Consider the following 22,756-nt stretch of genomic DNA (forward strand, 5'->3'; position numbering starts at 1 on the left):
CTTGTGCTGGCCCGGATGTGGACGGTGGGCGACGGCGTGCGGCACGCGCACGCCGTCGCCGGGGGCTTACACCGCGCCGGGGATGACGCTCATGACCTGGGGGATGGGCGTGATCCAGGTGTCGGTGACGGGCTTGATCGAACCGTCGGGCTGGACCACGAACAGCAGTAGCTGGGTGGTGCAGTTGGGCGAGGTGGCGCTGCCGCAGGTGACTTTGGGGCCGAGGAAGCTCGGGAAGTCCTTGAGCGCCTTGAGTGTCTTGAGGACACCGGGGCCGGTCAGGTCGGCGTCGGTGGCCGTGGACATCGCGTTCGCGAAGTTCATGAAGAGCGCGAACTCCCCGAACGCGTAGTACCCGGCGGTGCCGCCGGACACGGCGGAGATGTACTTCTCGGCAAGTGCCAGATCGCGCTGGGCCTCCGGGGGCGCGTACCGGGCGGCGGCGGGCAGCCAGTTCGACGAGTACAGAGCGCCGCCGGCAGCCTGCTGCGGGGCACCCTTGACGTAGTCGGTGCACGCGGCGGTGAAGATCTCGCCCTGGTACCGCAACTGTCGCAATGCCTTGACCAGGGCGGTGCAGACGGCCTCGCTCGGCGCGGCGACCAGGCCACCCACATCCGGGTTGTTCCGGGCGATCGTGGAGGCCACGGCGGTGAAGTTGGGGTTCGTGGGGGAGAAGTAGATGCCCTTGGCGTCGATTTCGAGCGCCTTGGCCACCACCGGAAGGAGATTGTCGATGGTCTGGTGCGACGACGGGGTGTCGACGAGGGCCAGCGTCACCGACTTCTTACCTTCGGTCTTGAACGCCTGCAGGGCGCCGATGAGGAAGGCGGCCTGCGGCGCGGCGAAGAACACGCGGTTCTCCGCCTTGGCGCCGGTCACGGAGTCGAACGGAATCATGCCGACGAGCGGGATCTGTGCGGCGGTCAGGGTCGGCAGGGCCGCGCTCGACGACAGGTTGTAGCCGTCCATGACGGCGACCACCTTCTTCTCGACGAACATGTTGGCACACGACTGTGCCCGCTCAGGCGTCGTGTCGGTGTCGCACGAGACGACCTCGATCGGGTGGCCGTTGATGCCGCCGAACTCACCGTTGATGTAGGACACCGCCGCCTTGGCCCCGGTGTCGGCGCCCGGCTGGGGGACCGGTCCGCCGGACGGGTTGAGGAAGCCCACGACGATCGGTGGCTTGGACAGCGTCGAGGTCGTGCTCTGGGCGCTCGGGGCGTCCGAAGCGCAGCCGGTCGCGGCCACCATGGCGGCGACGAGAATCGTGGAAGCCCGGATGACGGCAGGGGCTCTATGCATGGAACCTCATTTCGACGCGATGGTCGGTGCCGTCAACGGTTCGAGGCGCCGACCGAACGACTCTCCGTGATGCGACGGGCCGGTCCTGTGGCGTTACGTCAGACATTGCCGCTGGTGACCGGCGGTGTCGGTGAATGCCAGGGACGGCGCACCGCCGGACCGGTGCGTGACCGGACCGGCGGTACCGGCGGTGACATGCGATCGGCCCGCGACCGATAGCGCGGGCGTCTTGGTTCGTGCTTACGGCACTGTAAATCACACATAACTTCTTGGGAAGGGTCGCGGACCTCGCCTGACAATCGGATTTCCCGCGCTCTTCGAGCTTTGTGTGGCCTGTGGGACCTGGGCGTCGGCTGGACGGCGGCGATGCCGGGTGGCCTGAATCTGACCAATGTCTGCGAATCATGCCTAACAAAACACCCCGGCCTGTGAGTGTTCGGCACACTCGCAGGCCGGGGTGTGCACCGTTGGTGACGCGTTCACCGACGGCGTGTCACTGGGGGCCGGTGGCGATGGCGGGATCCCGCGTCCGACCGGCGGCGGGCGCGGTGCTCAGGTTGGTCGTGGACGAGCCTTACTGCAACTGGTCGGACAACCCGTAGGTCTTCGCGATGATCTCGCGCTGGATCTCGCTGGTGCCGCCGTAGACGGTGGACACGATCGAGGACCGGACCAGGCGCTCCATGTCGAACTCGGTCGCGTACCCGTAGCCGCCCATCATCTGCATCGCGTCCAGGGCGACGCGGCGGGCGACCTCGGTGGCCTTGAGTTTGGCCATCGAACTCTCCCGGGGCAGCACCGTGTCCGGGGACCGGTCGACCTTGGCGGCGGTGTCGTAGATCAGCAGCCGGGCACACTCGATCTCGGTGGCCAGGTCGGCCAGGCGGTGCCGGATCACCTGGAACGACCCGATAGGCCGGCGGAACTGGCGTCGGTTCTTGACGTAGTCCACGACGTCGTCGAACGCGCGCTGGGCGGTGCCGAGCATGACGCTGGCGAGGATCAGCCGCTCCATGTTGAGCCCGGCCATCAGCTGCCGCCAGCCGTGGTCGATCTGGCCGACCACCGCGTCGGCGGGCAGTACGCAGTCGGCGAAGTAGAGGTCGTTGACCTCGCGCCCGCCCATGGTGTCGATGCCGGAGATGGTCAGCCCCGGCGCCGTGGCGGGGACCAGGAACATGGTCAGGCCGTCGTGGTCGCCGGCCCGGCCCGAGGTGCGGGCGACCAGCAGGATGTGCTCGGCGAGATGGGCGTTGGAACACCAGGTCTTCTGGCCGTTGATGACGAACCCGTCGCCCCGGCGCTCGGCGCGGCAGCTCAGGTTGGCCACGTCCGAGCCGGCCTCGGGTTCCGACATCGCGACGGCCTCGATGACGCCCCGGGCCACCCCGCTCAGGATGAGCTTCTTCTGCTCCGGTGAGCCGAACCGCTCGTAGGTGGCGGCGACGATGATCGACGTGGTGAAGCCGCTGATCGGCGCCATCGCCTTCCCGGTCGCCTCCAGGAAGAGGCACAGCTCCACCATGCCCGCGCCACCGCCGTCGAACTCCTCCGGCAGCGACAGGCCCAGCCAGCCGAGGTCGGCCATCTTGCGGTACAGGTCCGGGCTGTGGGTCTCCCGTCCGCCGTCGGTGAGTCTCTGCCGCTGTTCACGGGTGCCGACCTCGCGGCGGCAGAAGTCCTGCACGGCCGTGACAAGGGATCGTTGCTCGTCGCTCCACTCCACAGCTGTACCTCCAGCGTCACAAAGGGATTGACAGCAAGGCTAGACTATCGAATATCAAATGTCAGGAGGCTGTGCCGATGACGTCCCTCGTTGAGCACCCTCGCCGGCTCCGCGTCGTCGACCCGATGACCGGCGAGTCCCGCACCGAATACGACACCGCCGACGAAGCCGCGGTGCGCACCGCCGTCGAGCAGGCGCGCGATGCCGCAGGCTGGTGGTCCGGCCTGGACGCCCGGCAACGCCGGCGCCATCTGCTCGCCTACAAGGCGCTCGTCGCGAGCCGCATCGAGGAGCTGGCCGCCCTCATCCGCAGCGAGACCGGCAAGTCGGTCGCGGGGGCCCAGCTGGAGGTCATGCTCGCCGTCGAGCACCTGGACTGGGCCGCCCGGCACGCCCACCGGGTGCTGAAGCGGCGGTCGGTGTCCTCCGGCATGCTCGCGTTCAACCAGGCCAGCTCGGTGGAGTACGTGCCGTACGGCGTCGTCGGCGTGATCGGGCCGTGGAACTACCCCGTCTACACGCCGATGGGGGCGGTCTCGCACGCGCTGGCCGCCGGCAACGCGGTGGTGTTCAAGCCCAGCGAGTTCACCCCTGGCGTCGGCGTGTGGCTGGCGGAGCGCTGGAGTGAGCTGCTTCCCGACCGGCCGGTGCTGCAGGTCGTCACCGGTGACGGCACGACCGGGGCGGCGCTGTGCCGCGCGGGGGCCGACAAGATCGCGTTCACCGGATCGGCCGCGACCGGGCGTGCGGTCATGGCCGCCTGCGCCGAGAGCCTGACCCCCGTCGTGATCGAGGGCGGAGGCAAGGACGCGCTCATCGTCACGGCCGACGCCGACCTCGACGCGGCTGCCCAGGCGGCCGTGTTCGGTGGCTTCGGCAACGCCGGGCAGACGTGCGCCGGAGTCGAGCGCGTCTACGTCGAGCAGGCCGTCTACGAGCCGTTCGTGGCCAAGCTGACCGAGCTGGTGCGGCAGGTCCGGCCGGGTGCCGAGCCGGATGCGCCGTACGGGCCGATGACGACGCCGGCCCAGTCCGGAATCGTGCTGAGCCACATCACCGACGCGCTCGAACGGGGCGCCCGGGCGATCGTCGGTGACGCGAGTTCGGTGCGGCCTCCGTTCGTCGACCCGGTCGTGCTGGCCGACGTCCCCGAGGACAGCGCGGCGGTCACCGACGAGACGTTCGGTCCGGTGCTGGTGGTCAACCCGGTGGCCGACGCCGACGAGGCGCTGCGCCGGACGAACGCGACCAGCTACGGGCTCTCCGGCTCGATCTTCACGCGTAGTCGCCACCGCGGGTTGGCGCTCGCCGCACGGCTGCGGGCCGGCGCGGTCTCGGTCAACTCGGTGCTCGGGTACGCCGGGGTGCCGTCACTGCCTTTCGGTGGCGTCGGTGACTCGGGCTTCGGGCGGGTCCACGGCGCGGACGGTCTGCGCGAGTTCAGCCGGCCACGGTCGGTCACGTGGCAGCGCTTCCGGGCACCGATCGATGTGATGACGTTGCAGCCGACCGCTTCCGCCATGCGGACCTCGCTGTCGATGTTCAAGTGGCGTCATGGTCGCCGGTGACCTACTCGCTCCACAGCCCCAGACCATCGAGATGCTTGACCAGGCGCTCGGCGCCGTCGGTGAAGTGGCGGGCCATGACCGGTCGGACGGTCTCGGGATCGTGGGCCTCGAGCGCGCTGATCAGGGCCTCGTGATCGGCGATCATCCCCGCCCGCCACTCCGGGTTGGCCGCGTAGAACCGCGACGGTGTGTAGCGCGTCGCGGTCCGCAGCAGCCAGGACAGCTTGCGCGCGTCGGTCAGCCGGTTGATGCTGCGGTGGAACTCGAACTCGAGCTGCTCGACCTTGCTGATCTGCCTGGCCTGGGCGGCCCGGCGCAGCCGCTCGTGCTGCTGGCGCAGGTCGTCGAGCTGGGCCGGCGTGATGCTGACGGCGACCCGGGCGGCGAGCTCACCGGCGATGTCGCCCTGCAGGCTGAACACGTCCAGGATGTCCTGCCGGGACAGCGGCGCGACCACGTGGCCGCGGCGCGGCTGCAGCTCGACCATGTCCTCCGCGCGCAGCATGAGCAGGGCCTCGCGGACCGGCGTGATGCTCAGCCCGGTCTCCTGGGCGACCTCCTCGAGCCGGATCCGTTCGCCGGGGCGCAGCTGGCCGGACATGATCCGGTCGCGCAGCAGGATCGCCACCGTCTCTGACAACTGAGGATGAGAAACGTCTCGAACCTTGCTTCGCTCCGCCACACGGGTAAGACTATCAAATGTCAAATGTCACAAGGGATGCGCGGATGAGCTCGTCGATGCTTGAGGCCGAACCGGCCGGTTGTGGTTTGCGGGCCGCCACCAGCGCCGGCGTCCGCACGATCTGGTTCGACCGGCCCGAGCAGCGGAACGCGATGACGCTGGACATGTTCCGTGACTACTACGCGGCGCTGCTGGCCGCCGACGCGGATCCGCAGGTGCGGGCGATCGTGGTGACCGGCACCGGCGACTGGTTCTGCGTGGGCGCCGACCCGGAGGCGCTGCAGGCGCTGCTCGACGAGCGTCACCGCGACCGGCTGGTGGACGAGTTCGGCTTCGAGCCACATCTGCCGATGACGCTGGGAACGCCGATCATCGCGGCGATCAACGGCGGGGCCGCCGGCCTCGGCCTGGTCCACGCACTGTATGCCGACGTGCGGTTCCTGTCGGCGCAGGCGCGCGTGGCCGCCGCGTTCAGCCGGCTCGGCCTCATCGCCGAGTACGGCAGCGCCTGGCTGTTGCCCCGGCTGGTCGGCGTGGGCAACGCGCTGGATCTGCTGGTGTCCGGCCGCAAGATCGACGCGGCGGAGGCGCTCCGGATCGGACTGGTGCAACGGGTGCTCCCACGCGACGAGGTGCTGGCCGAGGCGCAAGCCTATGCCGAGGATCTCGCCGCGCACTGCTCGCCGGCGTCCATGGCGGTGATCCGACGGCAGGTGTGGTCGGGCCTGGAGACCGGGGCGGCCGAGGCGGCCGCCGACGCCGGCCGGCTCATGACCGAATCCCTCGCCGGGGCCGACTTCGGTGAGGCCCTCGCCAGCCAGGTCCAGGGGCGTGCTCCCCGCTTCGCGGCGCGGGCCGGCGCATGAGCGGCCCGCTGGCCGGCGTCCGGGTCGTGGAGCTCGCCGGGATCGGGCCGGGCCCGTTCGCGGCGATGCTCTTGGCCGACCTGGGGGCCGACGTCGTCCGAATCGACCGACCGGAGCCGGGCGCGCTGGCCGCCGGCGACCCGAGGCGGGACCTGCTCAACCGGGGCAAGCGGTCGGTCGTCGTGGACCTCAAGCATCCCGACGGGGCCGAGGCCGTCCTCGCACTGGTCGACCGGGCCGCGATCGTGATCGAGGGCTGGCGTCCCGGAGTGGCCGAGCGGCTCGGCATCGGGCCGCAGGCCGCGCTGGAGCGCAACCCGGCTCTCGTCTACGGGCGGATGACCGGATGGGGACAGCAAGGGCCACTGGCCCACGCCGCCGGCCACGACATCGGCTACATCGCCGTCGCCGGGGCGCTCCACCCGATCGGCCGTTCGGGCGGGCCGCCGCAGATCCCGCTCAACCTCGTCGGTGACTTCGGTGGTGGCTCGCTCTATCTCGTCGTCGGCTGTCTGGCGGCGCTGCACGTGGCCCGGAGCACCGGCCGTGGGCAGGTGGTCGACGCCGCCATCGTCGACGGCACGGCCCACCTCACCACGCTGTTCGCCGGTCTCCTCGCGGGCGGCGCCTGGCAACCCGAGCGCGGCGGCAACCTGCTCGACGGCGGGGCGCCGTTCTACGACGTCTACGCCACCGCCGATGGCGGGCACATGGCGGTGGGCGCACTGGAACCCCAGTTCTACGCCGAGCTGCTGCGGCTGCTCGGGCTGGCCGACGCGGACCTGCCGGCCCAGCACGACGTCGCCGGATGGCCGGTGCTGCGCGCGCGCTTCGCGGAGGTCTTCGCCCAGCGCACCCGCGACGAATGGACCGGGCTGTTCGAGGGCACCGACGCCTGCGTGGCGCCGGTGCTGTCGCTCGCCGAGGCGCAGCACCATCCGCACCTGGTGGCGCGCGCTACCTTCGAGGAGCACTTCGGAGTTCGACAGCCCGCCGTGGCGCCCCGCCTGTCGCAGACACCGGGTCAGATCGGCGGCAGCCCGCCGGTGCCGGGCGCGGACACCGAGACCGTGCTCACCGAGTGGGGTCTCGGCGCACATCTACCGCAGTGGCTGGGCAACGGCGCCGTCAGCCAGACACGAGGAGAGCGTTGATGCGTATCGCGACACCGCTGGCCTATGCCACGGACCCCAGGAGCGGCGCCGACGCCGTGGCCGCCTGGGAGGATGACGGTCTCGACGTGGTCTGGGTGTCGGAGGCCTACGGCTTCGACGCGCCGACCATCATGGGCTACCTCGCCGCGAAGACGACCCGGCTGCAGATCGGCTCCGCCATCCTGCCCATCTACTCCCGTACCCCGGCACTGCTGGCGCAGACCGCGGCCGGCCTGGACGCGATCTCGGGCGGCCGGGCCATTCTCGGCCTGGGCGCGTCGGGGCCGCAGGTGATTGAGGGATGGCACGGCATCGCCTACGACCGGCCGCTTGCCCGGACCCGCGAGGTGATCCGGATCTGCCGGCAGGTGTGGCGACGCGAGACGCTGGTCAACGACGGCATCTACCCGCTGCCGCTGCCGGCCGGGGAGGGCACCGGCCTCGGCAAACCGCTGAAGATCCTCACTCACCCGGTACGCGACCGGATCCCGATCTACGTGGCGAGCCTGGGCGACAAGAACGTGCAGATGACCGCCGAACACGCCGACGGGTGGCTGCCGTTCCTCTACGACCCCGAGCGCGCGACCGATGTCTGGGGCGGCGCGTTGGCGGCCGGCCAGGCCAGACGGTCCGACGATCTCGGACCGCTCGAGGTCGTGGCCGGCGGCCCGCTGGCCATCGGCCCGGACGTGACCGGCCTGCGTGACCTCGCCCGGCCGCTGATCGCCCTGTACGTCGGCGGCATGGGCGCCAAGGGCCGCAACTTCTACCACGACCTGCTGTCCCGCTACGGCTACGCGGCGGAGGCGGACCGCATCCAGGACCTCTACCTGGCCGGCCGCAAGACGGAGGCCGCCGCCGCCGTGCCGGCGGAACTGCTGGAGCGCACCAGCCTGATCGGGCCGGAGAGCTACGTGCGAGACCGGGTCCAGGCCTACCGCGACGCCGGTGTCACGATTCTCAACGTCACGCCGTTGGGTTCCGATCCGCGGCGCCTCATCGCCGCAGTGAAGGACATGGCCCAGTAGGGCCTGTGCAGCAAGGAGCTGACGCACATGGGGAACCGCAGCATCCTCTCCGCCGACCACCTCGCGTTCGCCGAAATGGTGCGCGCCTTCATCGACAAGGAGATCACACCGAACCACGACCGCTGGGAGGACGACGGCATCGTCGACCGCGGCGTGTGGCGGGCCGCCGGTGCCGCCGGCCTGCTGGGATTCTTCGTCGACGAACGGTACGGCGGCGGCGGGGTGACGGACTGGCGCTTCAACGCCGTCCTCACCGAGGAGATGGCCCGGGCGGGCGCGAGCGGCCCGGCGTTCGGCCTGCACAACGACATCATCGGGCCGTACCTCACCGATCTGACCAACGACGAGCAGAAACAGCGGTGGCTGCCGGGGTTCTGCTCCGGTGAGCTCATCACCGCGATCGCCATGTCCGAACCCGGCGCCGGCAGCGACCTGCAGGGCATCACGACCACCGCGGTACGCGACGGCGACAGCTGGGTCCTCAACGGGCAGAAGACCTTCATCAGCAACGGCATCCTGGCCGACCTGGTCATCGTCGTGGCCCGTACCGACCCGAGCGCGGGGCACCGGGGGATCAGTCTGCTGGTGGTCGAGCGCGACATGCCCGGCTTCGAGCGGGGCCGCAACCTCGACAAGATCGGGCAGAAGGCGCAGGACACCGCCGAACTGTTCTTCGCCGACGTCCGGGTGCCCGCGGCCAACCTCCTCGGGGTGGAGGGCCAGGGCTTCGCCTACCTGATGCGCAACCTTCCCTTCGAGCGGCTGTCGATCGCCGTCGCGGCGCTCGCCGGCGCCGAGGCGGTGTTCGAGCAGACCCTCGCCTACTGCAAGCAGCGCCAGGCGTTCGGCCGCCCCATCGGCAACTTCCAGCACAACCGGTTCGTGCTGGCCGAACTCGCCACCGAACTGCGCCTCGGCCGTGTCTTCGTCGACCAGTGCCTGGTCGAGCCCACCCTCACGGCGGAGACGGCGGCGATGGCGAAGTGGTGGTGCACCGAGTTGCAGCACCGCACCGTCGATCGTTGCCTGCAGTTGCACGGCGGCTACGGCTACATGCGCGAGTACCCGGTGGCCAAGGCGTACCTGGACGCCCGCGTCCAGACGATCTACGGCGGCACCACGGAGATCATGAAGGAGGTGATCGGTCGGTCACTCGGCTTGTGAACCGTATTCCAGCATGGGCACGAGGAACCGCCGGGCCACGGCGCGCAGCTGTTCGGCGTCGTCGATGTCCACGACCTGACTGGGGGTGATCAGGAACGAGCAGGACAGCCGCGTCATCAGTTCGGCCACCACCTCGACGTCGGCCGTGTCGGAGATGTTGCCGGCGCGTTGCTCGCGGCGGAGCTGGCCGGCGACGAACCGTTGCACCGTGGCCAGCGTCCGCCCGCCGTCGCTGATCATCGAGGGGACGAGCACGTCCGGCTCGCCGGCCATCAGCCCGCCGATCAGCGGGTTGCGGCGGAAGGCCTGCAAGGCGCTGACGAAGCCCAGCACCACCCGGTCGCCGACGGTCGAAGCCTGCTGGATCTCGAGGAGGAACTGGTCGAAGTAGCGGCGGAACTCGCGACGGACCACCTGTTCGACCAGCCTGTCCTTGCTGGCGAACCGGCGGTACGCCGTGATCCGGGAGACCCCGGCCCGCCGGGCCACGTCCTCCATGGTCGACCGCCGGATGCCCATGCGGCAGAACTGCTCGTAGGCGGCGTCGAGAATCCGCGCGGCGACCTCGTCGTTGTCGTCGGCGCGTTCCAACGCGTCGGTGAAGGCGCGCTCGAGCAGTGACTCCGAACCGGATGCGGCGCCCAGCGCGGACAGCAGCGGCTCTACGGTGTGCCCGTCGTGACCTGCCTCGGACAGACCGGGGGATGACGCGTTCGCGGAATCGGTCCGGGCCATGGTTGCCCTCTCGTGAGATACGGTGACGCGATTTTTGCATCACGGTACCAATCACGAGCTCGGAACTTCGAACACTGCGGAGCCTGTCCGCCGTGGCGGGCGCCGGTGTGCTGGCTCCTCGACGTGCTCGGGACGGGCCGGGTTGGCGGGGAGGTGGCGCTGCGTGGCGTCACTCCCGGGCAACTGTCTGCGATGCTGTCGTCCATGCCTTCCTATCCGCCCACCTTCGCCGACCAGGTCGTCGCACAGCCACCCCGTGCCCAGTTCGAGGCGTTCCTCGACGAGCACCGCCGCGCGCTCAACGGCTGCCTGGACGGGCTGACCGAGGAACAGGCGCGCCGATCGTTGGTGGCGTCCCGGACGACGCTGCTGGGTCTCGTGAAGCACGCGACCTTCGTCGAGAGGGTCTGGTTCGACGAAGCCGTCACCTGCCGGTCGCGAGCTGAGATCGGCATCCCTGCGACGCCGGACGAGTCGTTCATCCTCGATGACGACGACACGATCGCCACCGTCCAGCGCGCACACCGCGAAGCCTGCGAAGCAGCACGCCGGGCGACGTCATCCCTGGGTCTGGACGACATCCTGCGCGGGAACAGACGCGGCCCACTTCCGCTGCGATGGGTGTATCTCCACGTGCTGCGCGAGCTCGCCCAGCACTGTGGGCACGCGGACATTCTCCGGGAGCAGCTCCTCAACGAGTAGTGCGCGACTCGGTGGGGCTCTCCGGGCGTCGGTGCCGGGCGACCGGCGTCGGGTCTGCGGGTTGATCGGGGACAACCCTCGGCAGGACACGCTCGTAAGATCATCGTCATGCAGCTGATCGAACGGCCGTGGGGTGTCACCGCGTACGGCGCGGCGAGCGTGAAGTCCATGCCGGACATGGTCCGGGCGAGGTTCCGGGTCGTCCGGGTGGAACAGACGCCGTCAGACGCATTCGCCACGGCGGCTGAGGCGGTGGGCGCGGTGCGTCAGGCGCTGCGGAACCACGGCGTCGCCGACAGCGCCGTGGAGCGGTCACGGCTGGACCTCAAGAGTTCGTGGAGCGGCTACGGCTCGGAACGGGTGTTCCTCGGCTACCAGTGCCAGGCGTCGTTCGCCATGGAGTCGCGCCGTCTGGATGTCGTTCAGCAACTGCTCGACGACGTTGTGGCCGCTGGTGCGAACGAGATCGAGGCGGTTGACTTCGACGTCACGACGAAGGCCGAGATGCGTGCGGAAGCTCGGCGTCAGGCGGTAGGGGCTGCTCGACGGAAGGCCGAGTTGTACGCCGACGCGGCCGGTGTCCGGCTCGGTGCTGTCGTGCACATCGACGACGTCGATCCAGAAGACGTGGGACACGAACGTTACCGTGGCCACGGTTCGGGCGGCCAGGCTTCCGCCCAGGATCTCGCACCCGGGCACGTGGTGGTCTCGGCTGCGGTGATCCTCGGTTTCTCGATCACCCACGACTGACACCGCGTCCTGAGCGCACCGGATGCTCCACCGCCACCGTCGGGCGTGACACCGGCGGGATGGTGTCCGGGCCGGCCTGGCGTCGTCTTCGCGATGCGGTCCTGCTGCGCGGCGGTGCTCCGGTGGGCGCCGAACGACGTGCGGGACCCCCTTGCCGAGATCCATTCACGAGCGTAGGAAGAACACCACGCTGCAACCACCACCGCCGGCTTCCGCAGCGCGTGACCGTCCAGTGTCGAAGGAGACGCGCGTGACCACACCCAGACGGCTTCGTCTCGTCATGTCCGCGCTGGTGACCGCAGGTGCCGTCCTGCTCGGCGCGGGCGCCGCCGCGGCGCCGCCCGCGACCGCCGTACCGGCCGGACAGGGCAGCTGCGACCCGATCGATCCGACAGCCTGCCTGCTGCCGTTCCCGAACGACTTCTTCACCGTGCCGGACCGGACCAGCCGGACCGGCAAGCGGGTGCGGTTCGCCGCCTCCGCGATGCCCGCCAACGCGACGGGTACTCCGATCGACCCGACGGAGTGGAACCGGCAGGACGGGTTCAGCCCCGGCTCGCCGATCCTGGTGCACGTGCCCGGCCTCGACGTCGCCGCGACCGGGATCGCGCCGGTCACCGACATCGGCCGCTCGCTGGCACCGGACGCGCCGATCGTGCTGCTCGACGCCCGCACCGGCAAGCGCACGCCGTACTGGGCCGAGCTTGACGCGCGCGCAGCCGACCAGCCGGACCGGCAGGTGCTGATCGTCCGGCCGGCGGTGGCGTTGACCGAGGGCACCCGGTACGTCGTCGGCCTGCGCGGCATGCGTGACGCCGACGGGGCGCTGATCCCGGCGCCGAAGGCGTTCACGTCGTACGTGACCGGCGCCGGCCTCGACCGTCGGGACCCTCGTGTCCCGCAGGTGAAGCGGATCCTCGCCGACCTGACCCGGGCGGGCGTCAAGCGGCACAGCCTCTACCTCGCCTGGGACTTCACCGTGGCCAGCCGGCAGAGCCTGACCGGGCGGACGCTGGCGATCCGTGACAGCGCGTTCGCCGCCCTCGGCCGGGCCGCGCCGTCGTTCACCGTCACCCAGGTGACCGACTACCCGCCGGAGCAGGAGCCGCTGATCGCCCGGCAGGTGACCGGCACCGTCGAGGTGCCGTCGTACCTGACCGGCGACGGGCTGCCCGGCTCCCGGCTGCACTACGGCCCGCTCGACGGCGGCGGGACAGCACCGACGCCGGACGCCCTGCCCACGCCGTCCGGCGCGACGGTGGCGGCGGACTTCGTCTGCAACATCCCGCGCAGCGCCTCCGCCGCGAGGCCGGCGCACCTCTCGCTCTACGGCCACGGTCTGCTCGGCCGGCCGACCGAGATCAACGCCGCCAACGTCAGGACGATGTCGCACACGTACGACTTCACCTTCTGTGCGACCAGCTGGATCGGCATGGCCGCCGGCGACCTCTCCTACGTGGCCGGCGCCTTCACCGACCTCCGGGCCTTCCCCGCCGTGGTCGACCGGTTGCAGCAGAGCTACCTGAACTTCCTCTTCCTGGGCCGCACGATGATCCATCCGGGCGGGTTCGCCGCCCATCCGGCGTTCCGCGACGCGACCGGACGGCCGCTGATCAACGTTGCCGGCGGGCTGCACTACGACGGCAACAGCCAGGGCGGCATCAACGGCGGCGCGCTCACCGCCATCGCCCAGGACTGGACCCGGTCGGTGCTGGGCGTGCCGGCGATGAACTACTCCACGCTGCTGCAACGCAGCGTGGCCTTCACCCCGTTCCAGGCGACCCTGGACCGCTGGTACCGGGACAAGGCGGACCAGCAGCTCATTCTCGCGCTGCTGCAGATGCTGTGGGACCGGTCCGAGGCCAACGGGTACGCCCGGCACATGACCGACCGGCCGCTGCCGGGCACCCCGGCACACCAGGTGCTGATGCACGTGGCCTTCGGTGACCAGCAGGTTTCCCCCGCCGCGGCGGAGGTCCAGGCGCGCACCATCGGCGCCCGCCTGCACACCCCCGCCCTCGCCGACGGCTGGTCACCGGACGTAAGGCCGTACTGGGGCATCGCGCCGATCCGCAGCTACCCGTACACCGGCTCGGCGATGGTGGTCTGGAACAGCGGCGCGGCGTACGCGCCACCGCCGACGAACCTCGCCCCAACCGGGCCGGAGTACGGCGAGGACTCGCACGAGTTCCCGCGCGCCCAGGCCGCGGCCCAGCGGCAGAAGGCGGTCTTCCTGCTCACCGGCAAGGTCATCGACGTCTGCGACCGGAAGCCCTGCGCGTGACGCGGTAACCGGTAGCGCGCGGTTTCCCGGTCGTGCGCGGGCGTTCCGGGAGCACGACGCCGACGGCGGTGCCGATGATCATGAACGCCAGCCGGACCCCTCCGGCTGGCCGCTGCCCGGCGGGCCGCTGTCGTCAGGACCTAGGCGGGAACCCGCTGCGGGTCACCGGCGGCGTCGTGGGCGGCCATGCTCTCCTGCCGCTGGGGCTCCTCGCGCAGGATGGCGCAGTGCAGCCACGCGTCCGGGATGGCGAAGCCGTCCACGAGCGTCCGCATGTGCGGGCGCAGCTCCTTGAGCAGGCTGTTCACCACGCCGGTGATCGCCTTCGAGCGGGCCGGCGTGAGACGGCCGTGCTCCAGGAACCAGCCCTTGTGGGCCTCGATGACGCTGAGCGCGTACAGGTCACAGACCTGGGAGAGCAGTTCCTGGACCGCCGGGTCCGCAGTGTCCTCGATGCCGGCGACGAACGCCTCCAGGGTGACCCGGTCGATGTGCGCGGCGGCCACGGCGAGGACGTGGTCCTGCACGTCGTTGAAGATGTCGAAGGGACGGTCCTTCTTCGTGGCCGCGCCGCCGCGCAGGCGACGGACCGCGCCGTCGAGGAGGTGCCGCTCCCGGTCCTCGAAGAGCTTGAGCTGCCAGCCGCGGTCGGTGACGGCGACCTCGTCGTCGCGCCCGGGCACGGCGCTGATCAGGCGCTCGATGAGCGACCGCGCGGCGGTGCGCTCGAGCACCATCTCGCGGACCTGTTCGGCGACGAAGGAGGCGCGCCCCCAGCCGTCCAACGAGCCGAACTCGTCCCGGTAGCCGGTGAGCAGCCCCTTGGCCACCAGTTGCAGCAGCACCGTGTTGTCGCCCTCGAACGTGGTGAAGACGTCGGTGTCGGCCTTGAGGCTGGGCAGCCGGTTCTCGGACAGGTAGCCGGCGCCGCCGCAGGCCTCGCGGCAGGTCTGGATGGTGCGGGTCGCGTGCCAGGTCTGCGCGGCCTTGAGGCCGGCGGCCCGGGACTCCAGCTCCCGCTGCCGGTGCTCGTCGACCGGCCCGTCGCCGCTCTGCACCTGACTGAGCGCGGCGACCAGCTCGGCCTGGGCGAAGGTCAGCGCGTACGTGGTGGCCAGCGCGGGCAGCAGCTTGCGCTGGTGGGCCAGGTAGTCGTTGAGCAGCACCTCCCGCTCCGCGTCGGGAGTGCCGAACTGGCGGCGGATGTCGCCGTAGCGTACCGCGATGGCCAGCGCCGACTTGGTGGCCGCCGACGCGGCGCCGCCTACGCTCACCCGACCACGGACCAGGGTGCCGAGCATGGTGAAGAACCGCCGCGAGTCGTTCTCGATCGGGCTGGAGTACGTCCCGTCCTCCGCCACGTCGCCGTACCGGTCCAGCAGCATGTCCCGGGGCACCCGCACGTGGTCGAAGCTGAGCCGCCCGTTGTCGACGCCGAGCAGCCCGGCCTTGGCCCCGGCGTCGCCGATGGTCACGCCGGGCAGCGGGGCGCCCTGCGCGTCGCGGATCGGCACCAGCCACGCGTGTACGCCGTGCCGCCGCCCGCCGGTGATCAGCTGCGCGAAGACCACCGCCATCCGCCCGTCCCGGGCCGCGTTGCCGATGTAGTCCTTGCGGGCCGCCTCGTGCGGGGTGTGCAGGTCGAAGGTCTGCGTCTGCGGGTCGTACGTGCAGGTCGTGCGCAGCTGCTGGACGTCGGAGCCGTGGCCGGTCTCGGTCATCGCGAAGCAGCCGAAGATCCGGCCGGAGATGATGTCCCGCAGGTAGGCGTCGTGGTGCCGTCGGGTGCCGAGGGCCGCGACCGCGCCGCCGAACAGGCCCCACTGCACACCTGCCTTGACCATCAGCGACAGGTCGACCTGGGCCAGCATCTCGGTGGCGACGATCGACGCGCCGACGTCGGATCCGCCGCCGTACTCGGTGGGGAAGCCCGAGGCGATCCCCAGCTCGACGGGGAGCTCGTGGAGCAGCCGGGTGATCCGCTCACGTGCCTGGTCACCGCTCTCGCCGTACACCGGGAGGAAGCGCGCGTCGAGGTGCTCCCGGTGCGCCTTGCGGACCTCGGCCCACGGCCCGTCGAGCGTCTCCTGCAGGCGGGCGAGGTCGATGCGGCCGGACGCGTGCTCGGGCATGGTCACCCCTCGAATAGCGGACATATACGCACAGTCTGTACCCGATCAAGGGTACCGGCTGGACGGAGCCCAGGCACCGGTCGCCGGCAGGACAAGGTCACATCTCACGTCGACGACCACGCCGATCCCTGTCCCGCCGCGCCGCCGTCAGGCCAGGAGGCGCTCGCGCATCGTCGCGCCCAGGTTGATCGCGCCCACCGGCCGGGGACCGGTCGGATCGTGCACGGCGAAGCTGTTGTTGCGGCGCATCAGCTCACGGACCGGAGGCGGCAGCCGGGGTGGGTCGTCCATCGCCGCGAGGACCTGCGCGGCGCTCGAGATCAGTCGGTCGGCCAGGGCCGCGGCGTCGGTGTCGAGCCGCACCCGGCCGTACTCCCAGCCGGCCGTGGTCAGGTCGAGCACCTCGAACACGCGGGTCACCAGCGGGTTCGGGTCGGTCACCCGGTCGAGCCGGGGCGCCTGGCTGCCGACCACCGTGACGGCGGCGGCCACCTGGGCGTACGGGTGGAAGCCGCACGGCAACGCGAACAGCGGCCACCGCAGGGCCTGGCCGGCCTCCACCCACAGCGGCCGGTAGTTGCGGCGGTTCACCAGGAGCCGCCGGCCGGTCCGTCGGTGGATGTCCTGGGCCTGGGCCTGCAGGTCCGCGTGGGCCTCGTCGGCGACCTGGCTCACGATCCGGGCCGCCACCACCAGCCCGTCGTCGCTGTCGAGCGTCGCGGCGATCGCCTGGACCTGCTCGCCGAACGGGACCCGCGCGTGGGTGCCGTAACGCTGCCGGACGTCCCGTAGCAGCGCTTCCTGTCGTCCCGCGTCGAGTTGGACCCGCCCGCCGCCCAGTAGCCGCTGCAGCCAACGCATGTCGCCTCGTTTCAGCAGAGCCGTCCCGGACCGCGGCAATGCTAGTGCGTCGGAGGTGGCACGCACGGCAGGGGTGGCCGGTCGGCACGGCGCACCCGTGTGCCCGGCTGGCGACGGTGTCGCGGCCCACCCGGTGTCGCGGCCCGCCACCGGCGCTGACGGCACGGCCCGTTACGACTTGACGAACGACATGTTATCGCTCACAGTCGATGGCTGAGGGCGTCGGCAGTGGCTCACCGGGCGAGCCGTGCTGATCCGCCTCGGTTCGGGATCCGCCAGGGCGTGCACGTGACGTGTCGGCGCTTGATTCTGCGCGCAAGGGGCCTGGCCGCCCGTCGTGTCGCGCTCATCTCCGTACGCCATGAGGTTCTGTCATCTAGGGAGGATCATGTCCGCCGTTCGTAGAGTTCTGTCGATCGCGCCGCCGTCGCGGCGGCGCGGGTGGTTGCTGCGGATCGTCGCCGCCGGCATGACCGTGCTGGTCGGTGGCGCCGTCGCGGCGGTCGTGTCGTCGCCACCCGCCGCCGCGGCCACGGTCGACACCAGTGCCTGGTACGTGTTGCTCAACCGCAACAGCGGCAAGGCGCTGGACGTGTACAACCTGGCCACGAATGACGGCGCCCGCATCGTGCAGTGGGCGCGCAACAACGGCAACCAGCAGCAGTGGCAGTTCGTGGACTCCGGCGGTGGCTACTACCGGCTGCGCTCGCGACTGTCGGGCAAGGTGCTGGACGTCTACAACTTCTCGACCGCCAACGGCGGCAGCATCGTGCAGTGGACCGACAACAACACGACCAACCAGCAGTTCCGGCTGGCCGACTCCGCCGGTGGCTACGTCCGCCTGGTCAACCGCAACAGCAACAAGGTGGTGGAGGTGCAGGGCGCCTCGACCGCCGACGGCGGCAGCGTCGTGCAGTACGACGACTGGAACGGCAACAACCAGCAGTGGCAACTCGTCCGCGTCGACGGCGGTACCGACCCCACCACGCCGCCGCCCACGACGCCGCCCCCCGGCACGTGCGCCCTGCCGTCGACGTACCGCTGGTCGTCGACGGGTGCGCTGGCGCAGCCGAGGGCGGGATGGGTGTCGCTGAAGGACTTCACCCACGCCCCCTACAACGGTCGGCAACTGGTCTACGCGACCACCCACGACACCGGGACGACGTGGGGCTCGATGAACTTCGGCCTCTTCACGAACTGGTCCGACATGGCCTCGGCCAGCCAGAACCAGATGCCGTTCGCCGCCGTCGCGCCCTCGCTGTTCTACTTCGCCCCGAGGAACATCTGGGTCCTGGCCTACCAGTGGGGCGGACCCGCCTTCTCCTACCGCACGTCGAGCGATCCCACCAACGTCAACAGCTGGTCGGCGCCGCAGACGCTCTTCTCCGGAAGCATCTCCGACTCGGGCACCGGCCCGATCGACCAGGCCGTCATCGGTGACAGCACGAACATGTACCTGTTCTTCGCCGGGGACAACGGCAGGATCTACCGGGCCAGCATGCCCATCGGCAACTTCCCGGGCAGCTTCGGCTCCACCTCGACGGTGATCATGAGCGACACGACGAACAACCTGTTCGAGGGCGTCCAGGTCTACAAGCTCCAGGGCCAGGAGCGGTACCTGATGCTCGTCGAGGCGATCGGCGCGCAGGGCCGCTACTTCCGCTCCTTCACGGCCACCAGCCTGGGCGGTACGTGGACGCCCCAGGCCGCCACCGAGGGCAACCCGTTCGCCGGCAAGGCCAACAGCGGCGCCACCTGGACCAACGACATCAGCCACGGCGAGTTGATCCGCAGCAACGCCGACCAGACCATGACCGTCGATCCCTGCAACCTGCGGTTGCTCTACCAGGGTCGTTCCCCCAACTCCGGCGGCGACTACGGTCTCCTGCCGTACCGGCCGGGTCTGCTGACCCTGCAGCGGTGACGGCGTGACGCGGTTCGGCCCGACCGTCGCCGTCGGCTCCTGACCTCCGCGCGAGAAACGGCGGGGCGCCGACGAGCAGCGAGCGAATCGCGATCAGGATCATGCGAAGGGGCGGGCCCGGCACTGTGCCGGGCCCGCCCCGAAGCGTGCGGGGCGCGAGGCGCCGGGCTGCGCAGCCCGACGCCGGCGTCCCCGGTCCGGCCCGAACGCGGCGATTGTCCCTCCATTTCGGAGCTGTTGCCGGCTGATGTCTTGACGGCATTCGATGTGAGCGTTAACACTGAAGCGTCGTCGCGCGGAGGTGGTCATGGGCGGGTGGGACGGTACGGGCGATCGCTACGTGGTCGGAATCGACTACGGCACGCTCTCCGGGCGGGCCCTGGTGGTCCGGGTCCGCGACGGCGCCGAAGTCGGAACCGCGGTGCACGAGTACCGCCACGGCGTGCTCGACGCGGTGCTCCCCGACGGCGGCCCCGCACTGCCCCCCGACTGGGCCCTGCAGGATCCGCAGGACTACCGCGACGTCCTGCGCCACGCGGTCCCCGCCGCCCTGGCCGACGCCGGCGTCGACCCGGCACGGGTCATCGGCGTCGGCACCGACTTCACCGCCTGCACCGTGCTGCCGACGCTCGCCGACGGCACCCCCCTGTGCGAGGTCCCCGAGCTGCGCCACCGGCCGCACGCCTGGGTCAAGTTGTGGAAGCACCACGCCGCCCAGCCGCACGCCGACCGCATCAACGCCCTGGCCCACGAGCGGCACGAGCCGTGGATCGGCCGCTACGGCGGCAGGATCTCCGCCGAGTGGCAGTTCGCCAAGGGCCTGCAGATCCTCGACGAGGATCCGGAGGTCTACCACCGCGCCGAGCGCTTCATCGAGGCCGCCGACTGGATCGTCTGGCAGCTGTGCGGCGAGGAGACCCGCAACGTCTGCACCGCCGGATACAAGGGCATCCGGCAGGACGGCCGATACCCGTCGACCGACTACCTGAGCGCCCTGCACCCGCACTTCGCCGACTTCCTGACCAAGCTGGACGGCCCGCTGCTCCCGCTGGGCGGGCGGGCCGGCACCCTCAGCGCCCGCGCCGCCGCCTGGACCGGGCTGCCCGAAGGCATCGCGGTCGCGGTCGGCAACGTCGACGCCCACGTCACCGCCGCAGCCGCCCAGGCCCTGCGGCCCGGTCGACTGGTGGCGATCATGGGCACCTCCACCTGCCACGTCGTCAACGGTACCCACCCGGCCGAGGTGCCGGGGATGTGCGGTGTCGTCGACGGCGGCATCAGCGCGGGCGCGTGGGGCTATGAGGCCGGGCAGAGCGGCGTCGGCGACATCTTCGGCTGGTTCGTCAGGCACGCCGCCCCGGCCGGGATCGCGTCGCACGAGCGGTTGACCGAACTGGCCGCCGACCAACCGGTCGGGGCACACGGCCTCGTCGCGTTGGACTGGTGGAACGGCAACCGGTCACCGCTGGTCAACCACGACCTCAGCGGGCTGGTCGTCGGCCTGACCCTGGCCACCCGGCCGCAGGACGTCTACCGGGCGCTGCTCGAGTCCACGGCGTTCGGCACCCGGATGATCATCGAGGCGTTCGTCGAGGCCGGGATACCGGTCACCGACCTGGTCGTCGCCGGTGGCCTCGCCTCGAACCGGCTGCTCATGCAGATCTACGCCGACGTCACCAACCGCCCGCTCGGCATCATCGGCTCCAGCCAGGGTCCGGCGCTCGGCTCGGCGATCCACGCGGCCGTCGCCGCCGGGGCGTACCCGGACGTCCACCGGGCCGCCGAGGCGATGGGCCGGGTGCACGAGGGCGTGTACCAGCCGCACCCGGACGACGCGCGGGCGTACGACGCCCTCTACGCCGAGTACCGCACGTTGCACGACCACTTCGGCCGCGGCGGCAACGACGTCATGCTCCGCCTGCGGGCGATCAGGAACACGGCCCTGGAAGCGGCACGGACCGACCCGGTTCTGGAGGTGCTCGGATGAACACCGACGTGGCGCGGCAGGTGAGCGCCCTGCGGGAGACGGTGGCCCACCTGCACGGCGAGTTGACCCGGTACGCGCTGGTGGCCTGGACCGCCGGCAACGTCTCGGCGCGGGTCCCGGGCCAGGACCTCATGGTGATCAAACCCAGCGGAGTCGACTACGACGCCCTGACGGCGGACACCATGGTCGTCTGCGACCTGAACGGGACCGTGGTCGACGGGGGCGGGACACCGTCCAGCGACACGGCCGCGCACGCCTATGTCTACCGGGCCATGCCGCAGGTCGGCGGCGTCGTGCACACGCACAGCAGCTACGCCACCGCCTGGGCCGCGCGGGGTGAGGCCATCCCGTGCTGGCTGACCGCGCAGGCCGACGAGTTCGGCGGAGAGATCCCCGTGGGTCCGTTCGCGCTGATCGGTGGGGACGACATCGGCAAAGGGATCGTCAGCACCCTGTCCGGGCATCGCTCGCCCGCGGTGCTCATGCGCAACCACGGGGTCTTCACGATCGGCAGGGACGCCCGGGCCGCGGTCAAGGCCGCGGTGATGTGCGAGGACGTCGCCCGCACCGCGCACCTGGCCCGGGCACTCGGGCAGCCGCTGCCGATGGCGCAGGCCGACGTCAGCTCGCTGTACGACCGCTACCAGAACGTCTACGGCCAACGCCCGACCACCGGGTCACCGGGAGCGCCACGAGGTTCCTGACCGGCGGCACCCGCCCGGCAAGGCCCTGCTCGACGCCCCTGACCACCACACCGGGACACGCACGCCCAGGCAGGTGTCCGGATCACCCCACCCGAGGAGAACCGATGAGAACCAGGAGAACGATACGCACCCTCGTCGCAGTCGTCGCCACCGTGCTGCTCACGGGCAGCGCGGCGGCCTGCGGCAACAGCGACACGGGCGGTGGCTCCGCCGACGACGGCACGCTCACGCTGGGCTTCTCGCAGGTCGGCGCGGAGAGCGGCTGGCGGACGGCGAACACCACCTCGATCAAGGAGGCCGCCACGGCGGCCGGGATCGAGCTGAAGTTCGACGACGCGCAGCAGAAGCAGGAGAACCAGATCAAGGCGATCCGCAACTTCATCCAGCAGAAGGTGGACGTCATCGCCTTCTCGCCGGTGGTCGAGTCCGGTTGGGACACCGTGCTCAAGGAGGCCAAGGACGCCGGCATCCCCGTGATCCTCACCGACCGCGCCGTCGACTCGGCCGACAAGTCCCTCTACAAGACCTTCCTCGGGTCGGACTTCGTCAAGGAGGGCCGCCTCGCCGGCGAGTGGCTGGTGGCGCAGACCAAGGGCGCCAGTGGCCCGGTGCACATCGTCGAGCTGCAGGGGACGACCGGATCGGCGCCGGCCAACGACCGCAAGGAGGGCTTCGCCGAGGCGATCGCCGCCAACCCGAACCTGAAGATCGTCGCCTCGCAGTCGGGGGACTTCAAGCGGTCCGACGGCAAGCAGGTCATGGAGCAGTTCCTCAAGGCCAACCCGAAGATCGACGTGCTCTTCGCGCACAACGACGACATGGGTCTGGGCGCGCTGGAGGCGATCACGGCGGCCGGCAAGGTGCCCGGCAAGGACATCACCATCATCACCATCGACGCGGTGAAGGACGGCATGCAGGCCCTCGCGGACGGCAAGTTCAACTTCATCGCCGAGTGCAGCCCGCTGCTCGGCCCCCAGCTGATGGACCTGGCGAAGAAGGTCCACGCCGGCGAGGAGGTGCCCGCCCGGATCGAGACCGAGGAGACCACCTTCACCCAGGAGCAGGCCAGGGAGGCACTGCCGAACCGCAAGTACTGACCGGTGCCGGGGCCGCCGCCCGGCGGCGGCGACCCCGGCTCGTCGCTGGCCCTTCTCGTCACGCCACCATCCAGAAGAGGTCCG

Annotated in this window: 18 protein-coding genes; 12 read left to right on the top strand and 6 right to left on the bottom strand. The window is 70.7% G+C overall.

Annotated features, from left to right (window positions below):
- Positions 1–66: 66 nt before the first annotated feature.
- Positions 67–1,308, bottom strand: a complete 1,242-nt coding sequence (locus ACGFIR_RS25440; protein WP_393147561.1) for an ABC transporter substrate-binding protein — start codon at positions 1,306–1,308, stop codon at positions 67–69.
- Positions 1,309–1,882: 574 nt separating this feature from the next.
- Entirely contained in the window at positions 1,883–3,034 is a 1,152-nt protein-coding gene (locus ACGFIR_RS25445; protein ID WP_393006610.1) for an acyl-CoA dehydrogenase family protein, read from the bottom strand.
- Between the two features lie 77 nt (positions 3,035–3,111).
- Here ACGFIR_RS25445 and ACGFIR_RS25450 point away from each other — a divergent pair, with 77 nt between their 5' ends.
- Complete coding sequence (locus tag ACGFIR_RS25450) at positions 3,112–4,602, top strand: aldehyde dehydrogenase family protein (RefSeq protein WP_393147563.1); 1,491 nt, start codon at positions 3,112–3,114, stop codon at positions 4,600–4,602.
- Between the two features lies 1 nt (position 4,603).
- Here the strand turns inward: ACGFIR_RS25450 and ACGFIR_RS25455 are convergent, their stop codons facing one another.
- Positions 4,604–5,242, bottom strand: a complete 639-nt coding sequence (locus ACGFIR_RS25455; RefSeq protein ID WP_393006614.1) for a GntR family transcriptional regulator — start codon at positions 5,240–5,242, stop codon at positions 4,604–4,606.
- 86 nt (positions 5,243–5,328) lie between these two features.
- Between ACGFIR_RS25455 and ACGFIR_RS25460 the strand changes: the two genes are divergently transcribed.
- The 4 genes from ACGFIR_RS25460 to ACGFIR_RS25475 are packed head-to-tail and all read left to right on the top strand — an operon-like array spanning position 5,329 to position 9,496.
- Entirely contained in the window at positions 5,329–6,150 is an 822-nt protein-coding gene (locus ACGFIR_RS25460; RefSeq protein ID WP_393006616.1) for an enoyl-CoA hydratase-related protein, read from the top strand.
- Positions 6,147–7,304, top strand: coding sequence for a CaiB/BaiF CoA transferase family protein (locus ACGFIR_RS25465; RefSeq protein WP_393147565.1), 1,158 nt, complete (start codon positions 6,147–6,149; stop codon positions 7,302–7,304). The genes ACGFIR_RS25460 and ACGFIR_RS25465 overlap by 4 nt, the downstream gene beginning before the upstream one ends.
- On the top strand, positions 7,304–8,332 hold the full coding sequence (locus ACGFIR_RS25470) for an LLM class F420-dependent oxidoreductase (protein WP_393147567.1): 1,029 nt from the start codon (positions 7,304–7,306) through the stop codon (positions 8,330–8,332). The genes ACGFIR_RS25465 and ACGFIR_RS25470 overlap by 1 nt, the downstream gene beginning before the upstream one ends.
- A 27-nt stretch (positions 8,333–8,359) precedes the next feature.
- The gene (locus tag ACGFIR_RS25475) at positions 8,360–9,496 is read left to right on the top strand and encodes an acyl-CoA dehydrogenase family protein (RefSeq protein ID WP_393147569.1); all 1,137 of its coding nucleotides are present in this window, start codon (positions 8,360–8,362) and stop codon (positions 9,494–9,496) included.
- Here the strand turns inward: ACGFIR_RS25475 and ACGFIR_RS25480 are convergent.
- Positions 9,482–10,231 (bottom strand): TetR/AcrR family transcriptional regulator, encoded by a 750-nt coding sequence (locus ACGFIR_RS25480; protein ID WP_393147571.1) that lies wholly within the window; start codon positions 10,229–10,231, stop codon positions 9,482–9,484. The two genes, ACGFIR_RS25475 and ACGFIR_RS25480, sit on opposite strands and share 15 nt — an antisense overlap.
- 204 nt (positions 10,232–10,435) lie before the next feature.
- On the opposite strand from ACGFIR_RS25480, the gene ACGFIR_RS25485 reads away from it, so the two are divergent.
- From ACGFIR_RS25485 to ACGFIR_RS25495, 3 genes are all read left to right on the top strand, one after another.
- Positions 10,436–10,933, top strand: coding sequence for a DinB family protein (locus ACGFIR_RS25485; protein WP_393006625.1), 498 nt, complete (start codon positions 10,436–10,438; stop codon positions 10,931–10,933).
- Positions 10,934–11,041: 108 nt separating this feature from the next.
- The gene (locus tag ACGFIR_RS25490; RefSeq protein ID WP_393006627.1) at positions 11,042–11,683 is read left to right on the top strand and encodes an SIMPL domain-containing protein; all 642 of its coding nucleotides are present in this window, start codon (positions 11,042–11,044) and stop codon (positions 11,681–11,683) included.
- 250 nt (positions 11,684–11,933) lie between these two features.
- Positions 11,934–13,967, top strand: coding sequence for a hypothetical protein (locus ACGFIR_RS25495; protein ID WP_393147573.1), 2,034 nt, complete (start codon positions 11,934–11,936; stop codon positions 13,965–13,967).
- A 140-nt stretch (positions 13,968–14,107) separates the two neighbouring features.
- Here the strand turns inward: ACGFIR_RS25495 and ACGFIR_RS25500 are convergent, their stop codons facing one another.
- Together ACGFIR_RS25500 and ACGFIR_RS25505 are read right to left on the bottom strand one after the other, a co-directional pair.
- Entirely contained in the window at positions 14,108–16,099 is a 1,992-nt protein-coding gene (locus ACGFIR_RS25500) for an acyl-CoA dehydrogenase (protein WP_393147575.1), read from the bottom strand.
- A gap of 147 nt (positions 16,100–16,246) precedes the next feature.
- Positions 16,247–16,960: a hypothetical protein gene (locus tag ACGFIR_RS25505; RefSeq protein WP_393006630.1), complete on the bottom strand. Its 714-nt coding sequence runs from the start codon at positions 16,958–16,960 to the stop codon at positions 16,247–16,249.
- 388 nt (positions 16,961–17,348) lie between these two features.
- Between ACGFIR_RS25505 and ACGFIR_RS25510 the strand changes: the two genes are divergently transcribed.
- From ACGFIR_RS25510 to ACGFIR_RS25525, 4 genes are all read left to right on the top strand, one after another.
- Positions 17,349–18,884 (top strand): non-reducing end alpha-L-arabinofuranosidase family hydrolase, encoded by a 1,536-nt coding sequence (locus ACGFIR_RS25510; RefSeq protein WP_393006632.1) that lies wholly within the window; start codon positions 17,349–17,351, stop codon positions 18,882–18,884.
- A 307-nt stretch (positions 18,885–19,191) separates the two neighbouring features.
- The gene (gene araB / locus ACGFIR_RS25515) at positions 19,192–20,871 is read left to right on the top strand and encodes a ribulokinase (RefSeq protein WP_393147577.1); all 1,680 of its coding nucleotides are present in this window, start codon (positions 19,192–19,194) and stop codon (positions 20,869–20,871) included.
- Positions 20,868–21,575, top strand: a complete 708-nt coding sequence (locus ACGFIR_RS25520) for an L-ribulose-5-phosphate 4-epimerase (protein ID WP_393006636.1) — start codon at positions 20,868–20,870, stop codon at positions 21,573–21,575. The genes araB and ACGFIR_RS25520 overlap by 4 nt, the downstream gene beginning before the upstream one ends.
- A 104-nt stretch (positions 21,576–21,679) precedes the next feature.
- Positions 21,680–22,672, top strand: coding sequence for an ABC transporter substrate-binding protein (locus ACGFIR_RS25525; protein ID WP_393006638.1), 993 nt, complete (start codon positions 21,680–21,682; stop codon positions 22,670–22,672).
- Positions 22,673–22,756 lie beyond the last annotated feature (84 nt).

This window comes from Micromonospora sp. NPDC049051, from assembly GCF_043197575.1.
Taxonomy (GTDB): domain Bacteria; phylum Actinomycetota; class Actinomycetes; order Mycobacteriales; family Micromonosporaceae; genus Micromonospora.

Bases quoted from the DNA above. Each gene is read 5' to 3' on its own strand.
- ACGFIR_RS25440 (WP_393147561.1), bottom strand. From the start codon at position 1,308: ATGCATAGAGCCCCTGCCGTCATCCGGGCTTCCACGATTCTCGTCGCC.
- ACGFIR_RS25450 (WP_393147563.1), top strand. From the start codon at position 3,112: ATGACGTCCCTCGTTGAGCACCCTCGCCGGCTCCGCGTCGTCGACCCG.
- ACGFIR_RS25460 (WP_393006616.1), top strand. From the start codon at position 5,329: ATGAGCTCGTCGATGCTTGAGGCCGAACCGGCCGGTTGTGGTTTGCGG.
- ACGFIR_RS25465 (WP_393147565.1), top strand. From the start codon at position 6,147: ATGAGCGGCCCGCTGGCCGGCGTCCGGGTCGTGGAGCTCGCCGGGATC.
- ACGFIR_RS25470 (WP_393147567.1), top strand. From the start codon at position 7,304: ATGCGTATCGCGACACCGCTGGCCTATGCCACGGACCCCAGGAGCGGC.
- ACGFIR_RS25475 (WP_393147569.1), top strand. From the start codon at position 8,360: ATGGGGAACCGCAGCATCCTCTCCGCCGACCACCTCGCGTTCGCCGAA.
- ACGFIR_RS25480 (WP_393147571.1), bottom strand. From the start codon at position 10,231: ATGGCCCGGACCGATTCCGCGAACGCGTCATCCCCCGGTCTGTCCGAG.
- ACGFIR_RS25485 (WP_393006625.1), top strand. From the start codon at position 10,436: ATGCCTTCCTATCCGCCCACCTTCGCCGACCAGGTCGTCGCACAGCCA.
- ACGFIR_RS25490 (WP_393006627.1), top strand. From the start codon at position 11,042: ATGCAGCTGATCGAACGGCCGTGGGGTGTCACCGCGTACGGCGCGGCG.
- ACGFIR_RS25500 (WP_393147575.1), bottom strand. From the start codon at position 16,099: ATGCCCGAGCACGCGTCCGGCCGCATCGACCTCGCCCGCCTGCAGGAG.
- ACGFIR_RS25505 (WP_393006630.1), bottom strand. From the start codon at position 16,960: ATGCGTTGGCTGCAGCGGCTACTGGGCGGCGGGCGGGTCCAACTCGAC.
- ACGFIR_RS25510 (WP_393006632.1), top strand. From the start codon at position 17,349: ATGTCCGCCGTTCGTAGAGTTCTGTCGATCGCGCCGCCGTCGCGGCGG.
- araB (WP_393147577.1), top strand. From the start codon at position 19,192: ATGGGCGGGTGGGACGGTACGGGCGATCGCTACGTGGTCGGAATCGAC.
- ACGFIR_RS25520 (WP_393006636.1), top strand. From the start codon at position 20,868: ATGAACACCGACGTGGCGCGGCAGGTGAGCGCCCTGCGGGAGACGGTG.
- ACGFIR_RS25525 (WP_393006638.1), top strand. From the start codon at position 21,680: ATGAGAACCAGGAGAACGATACGCACCCTCGTCGCAGTCGTCGCCACC.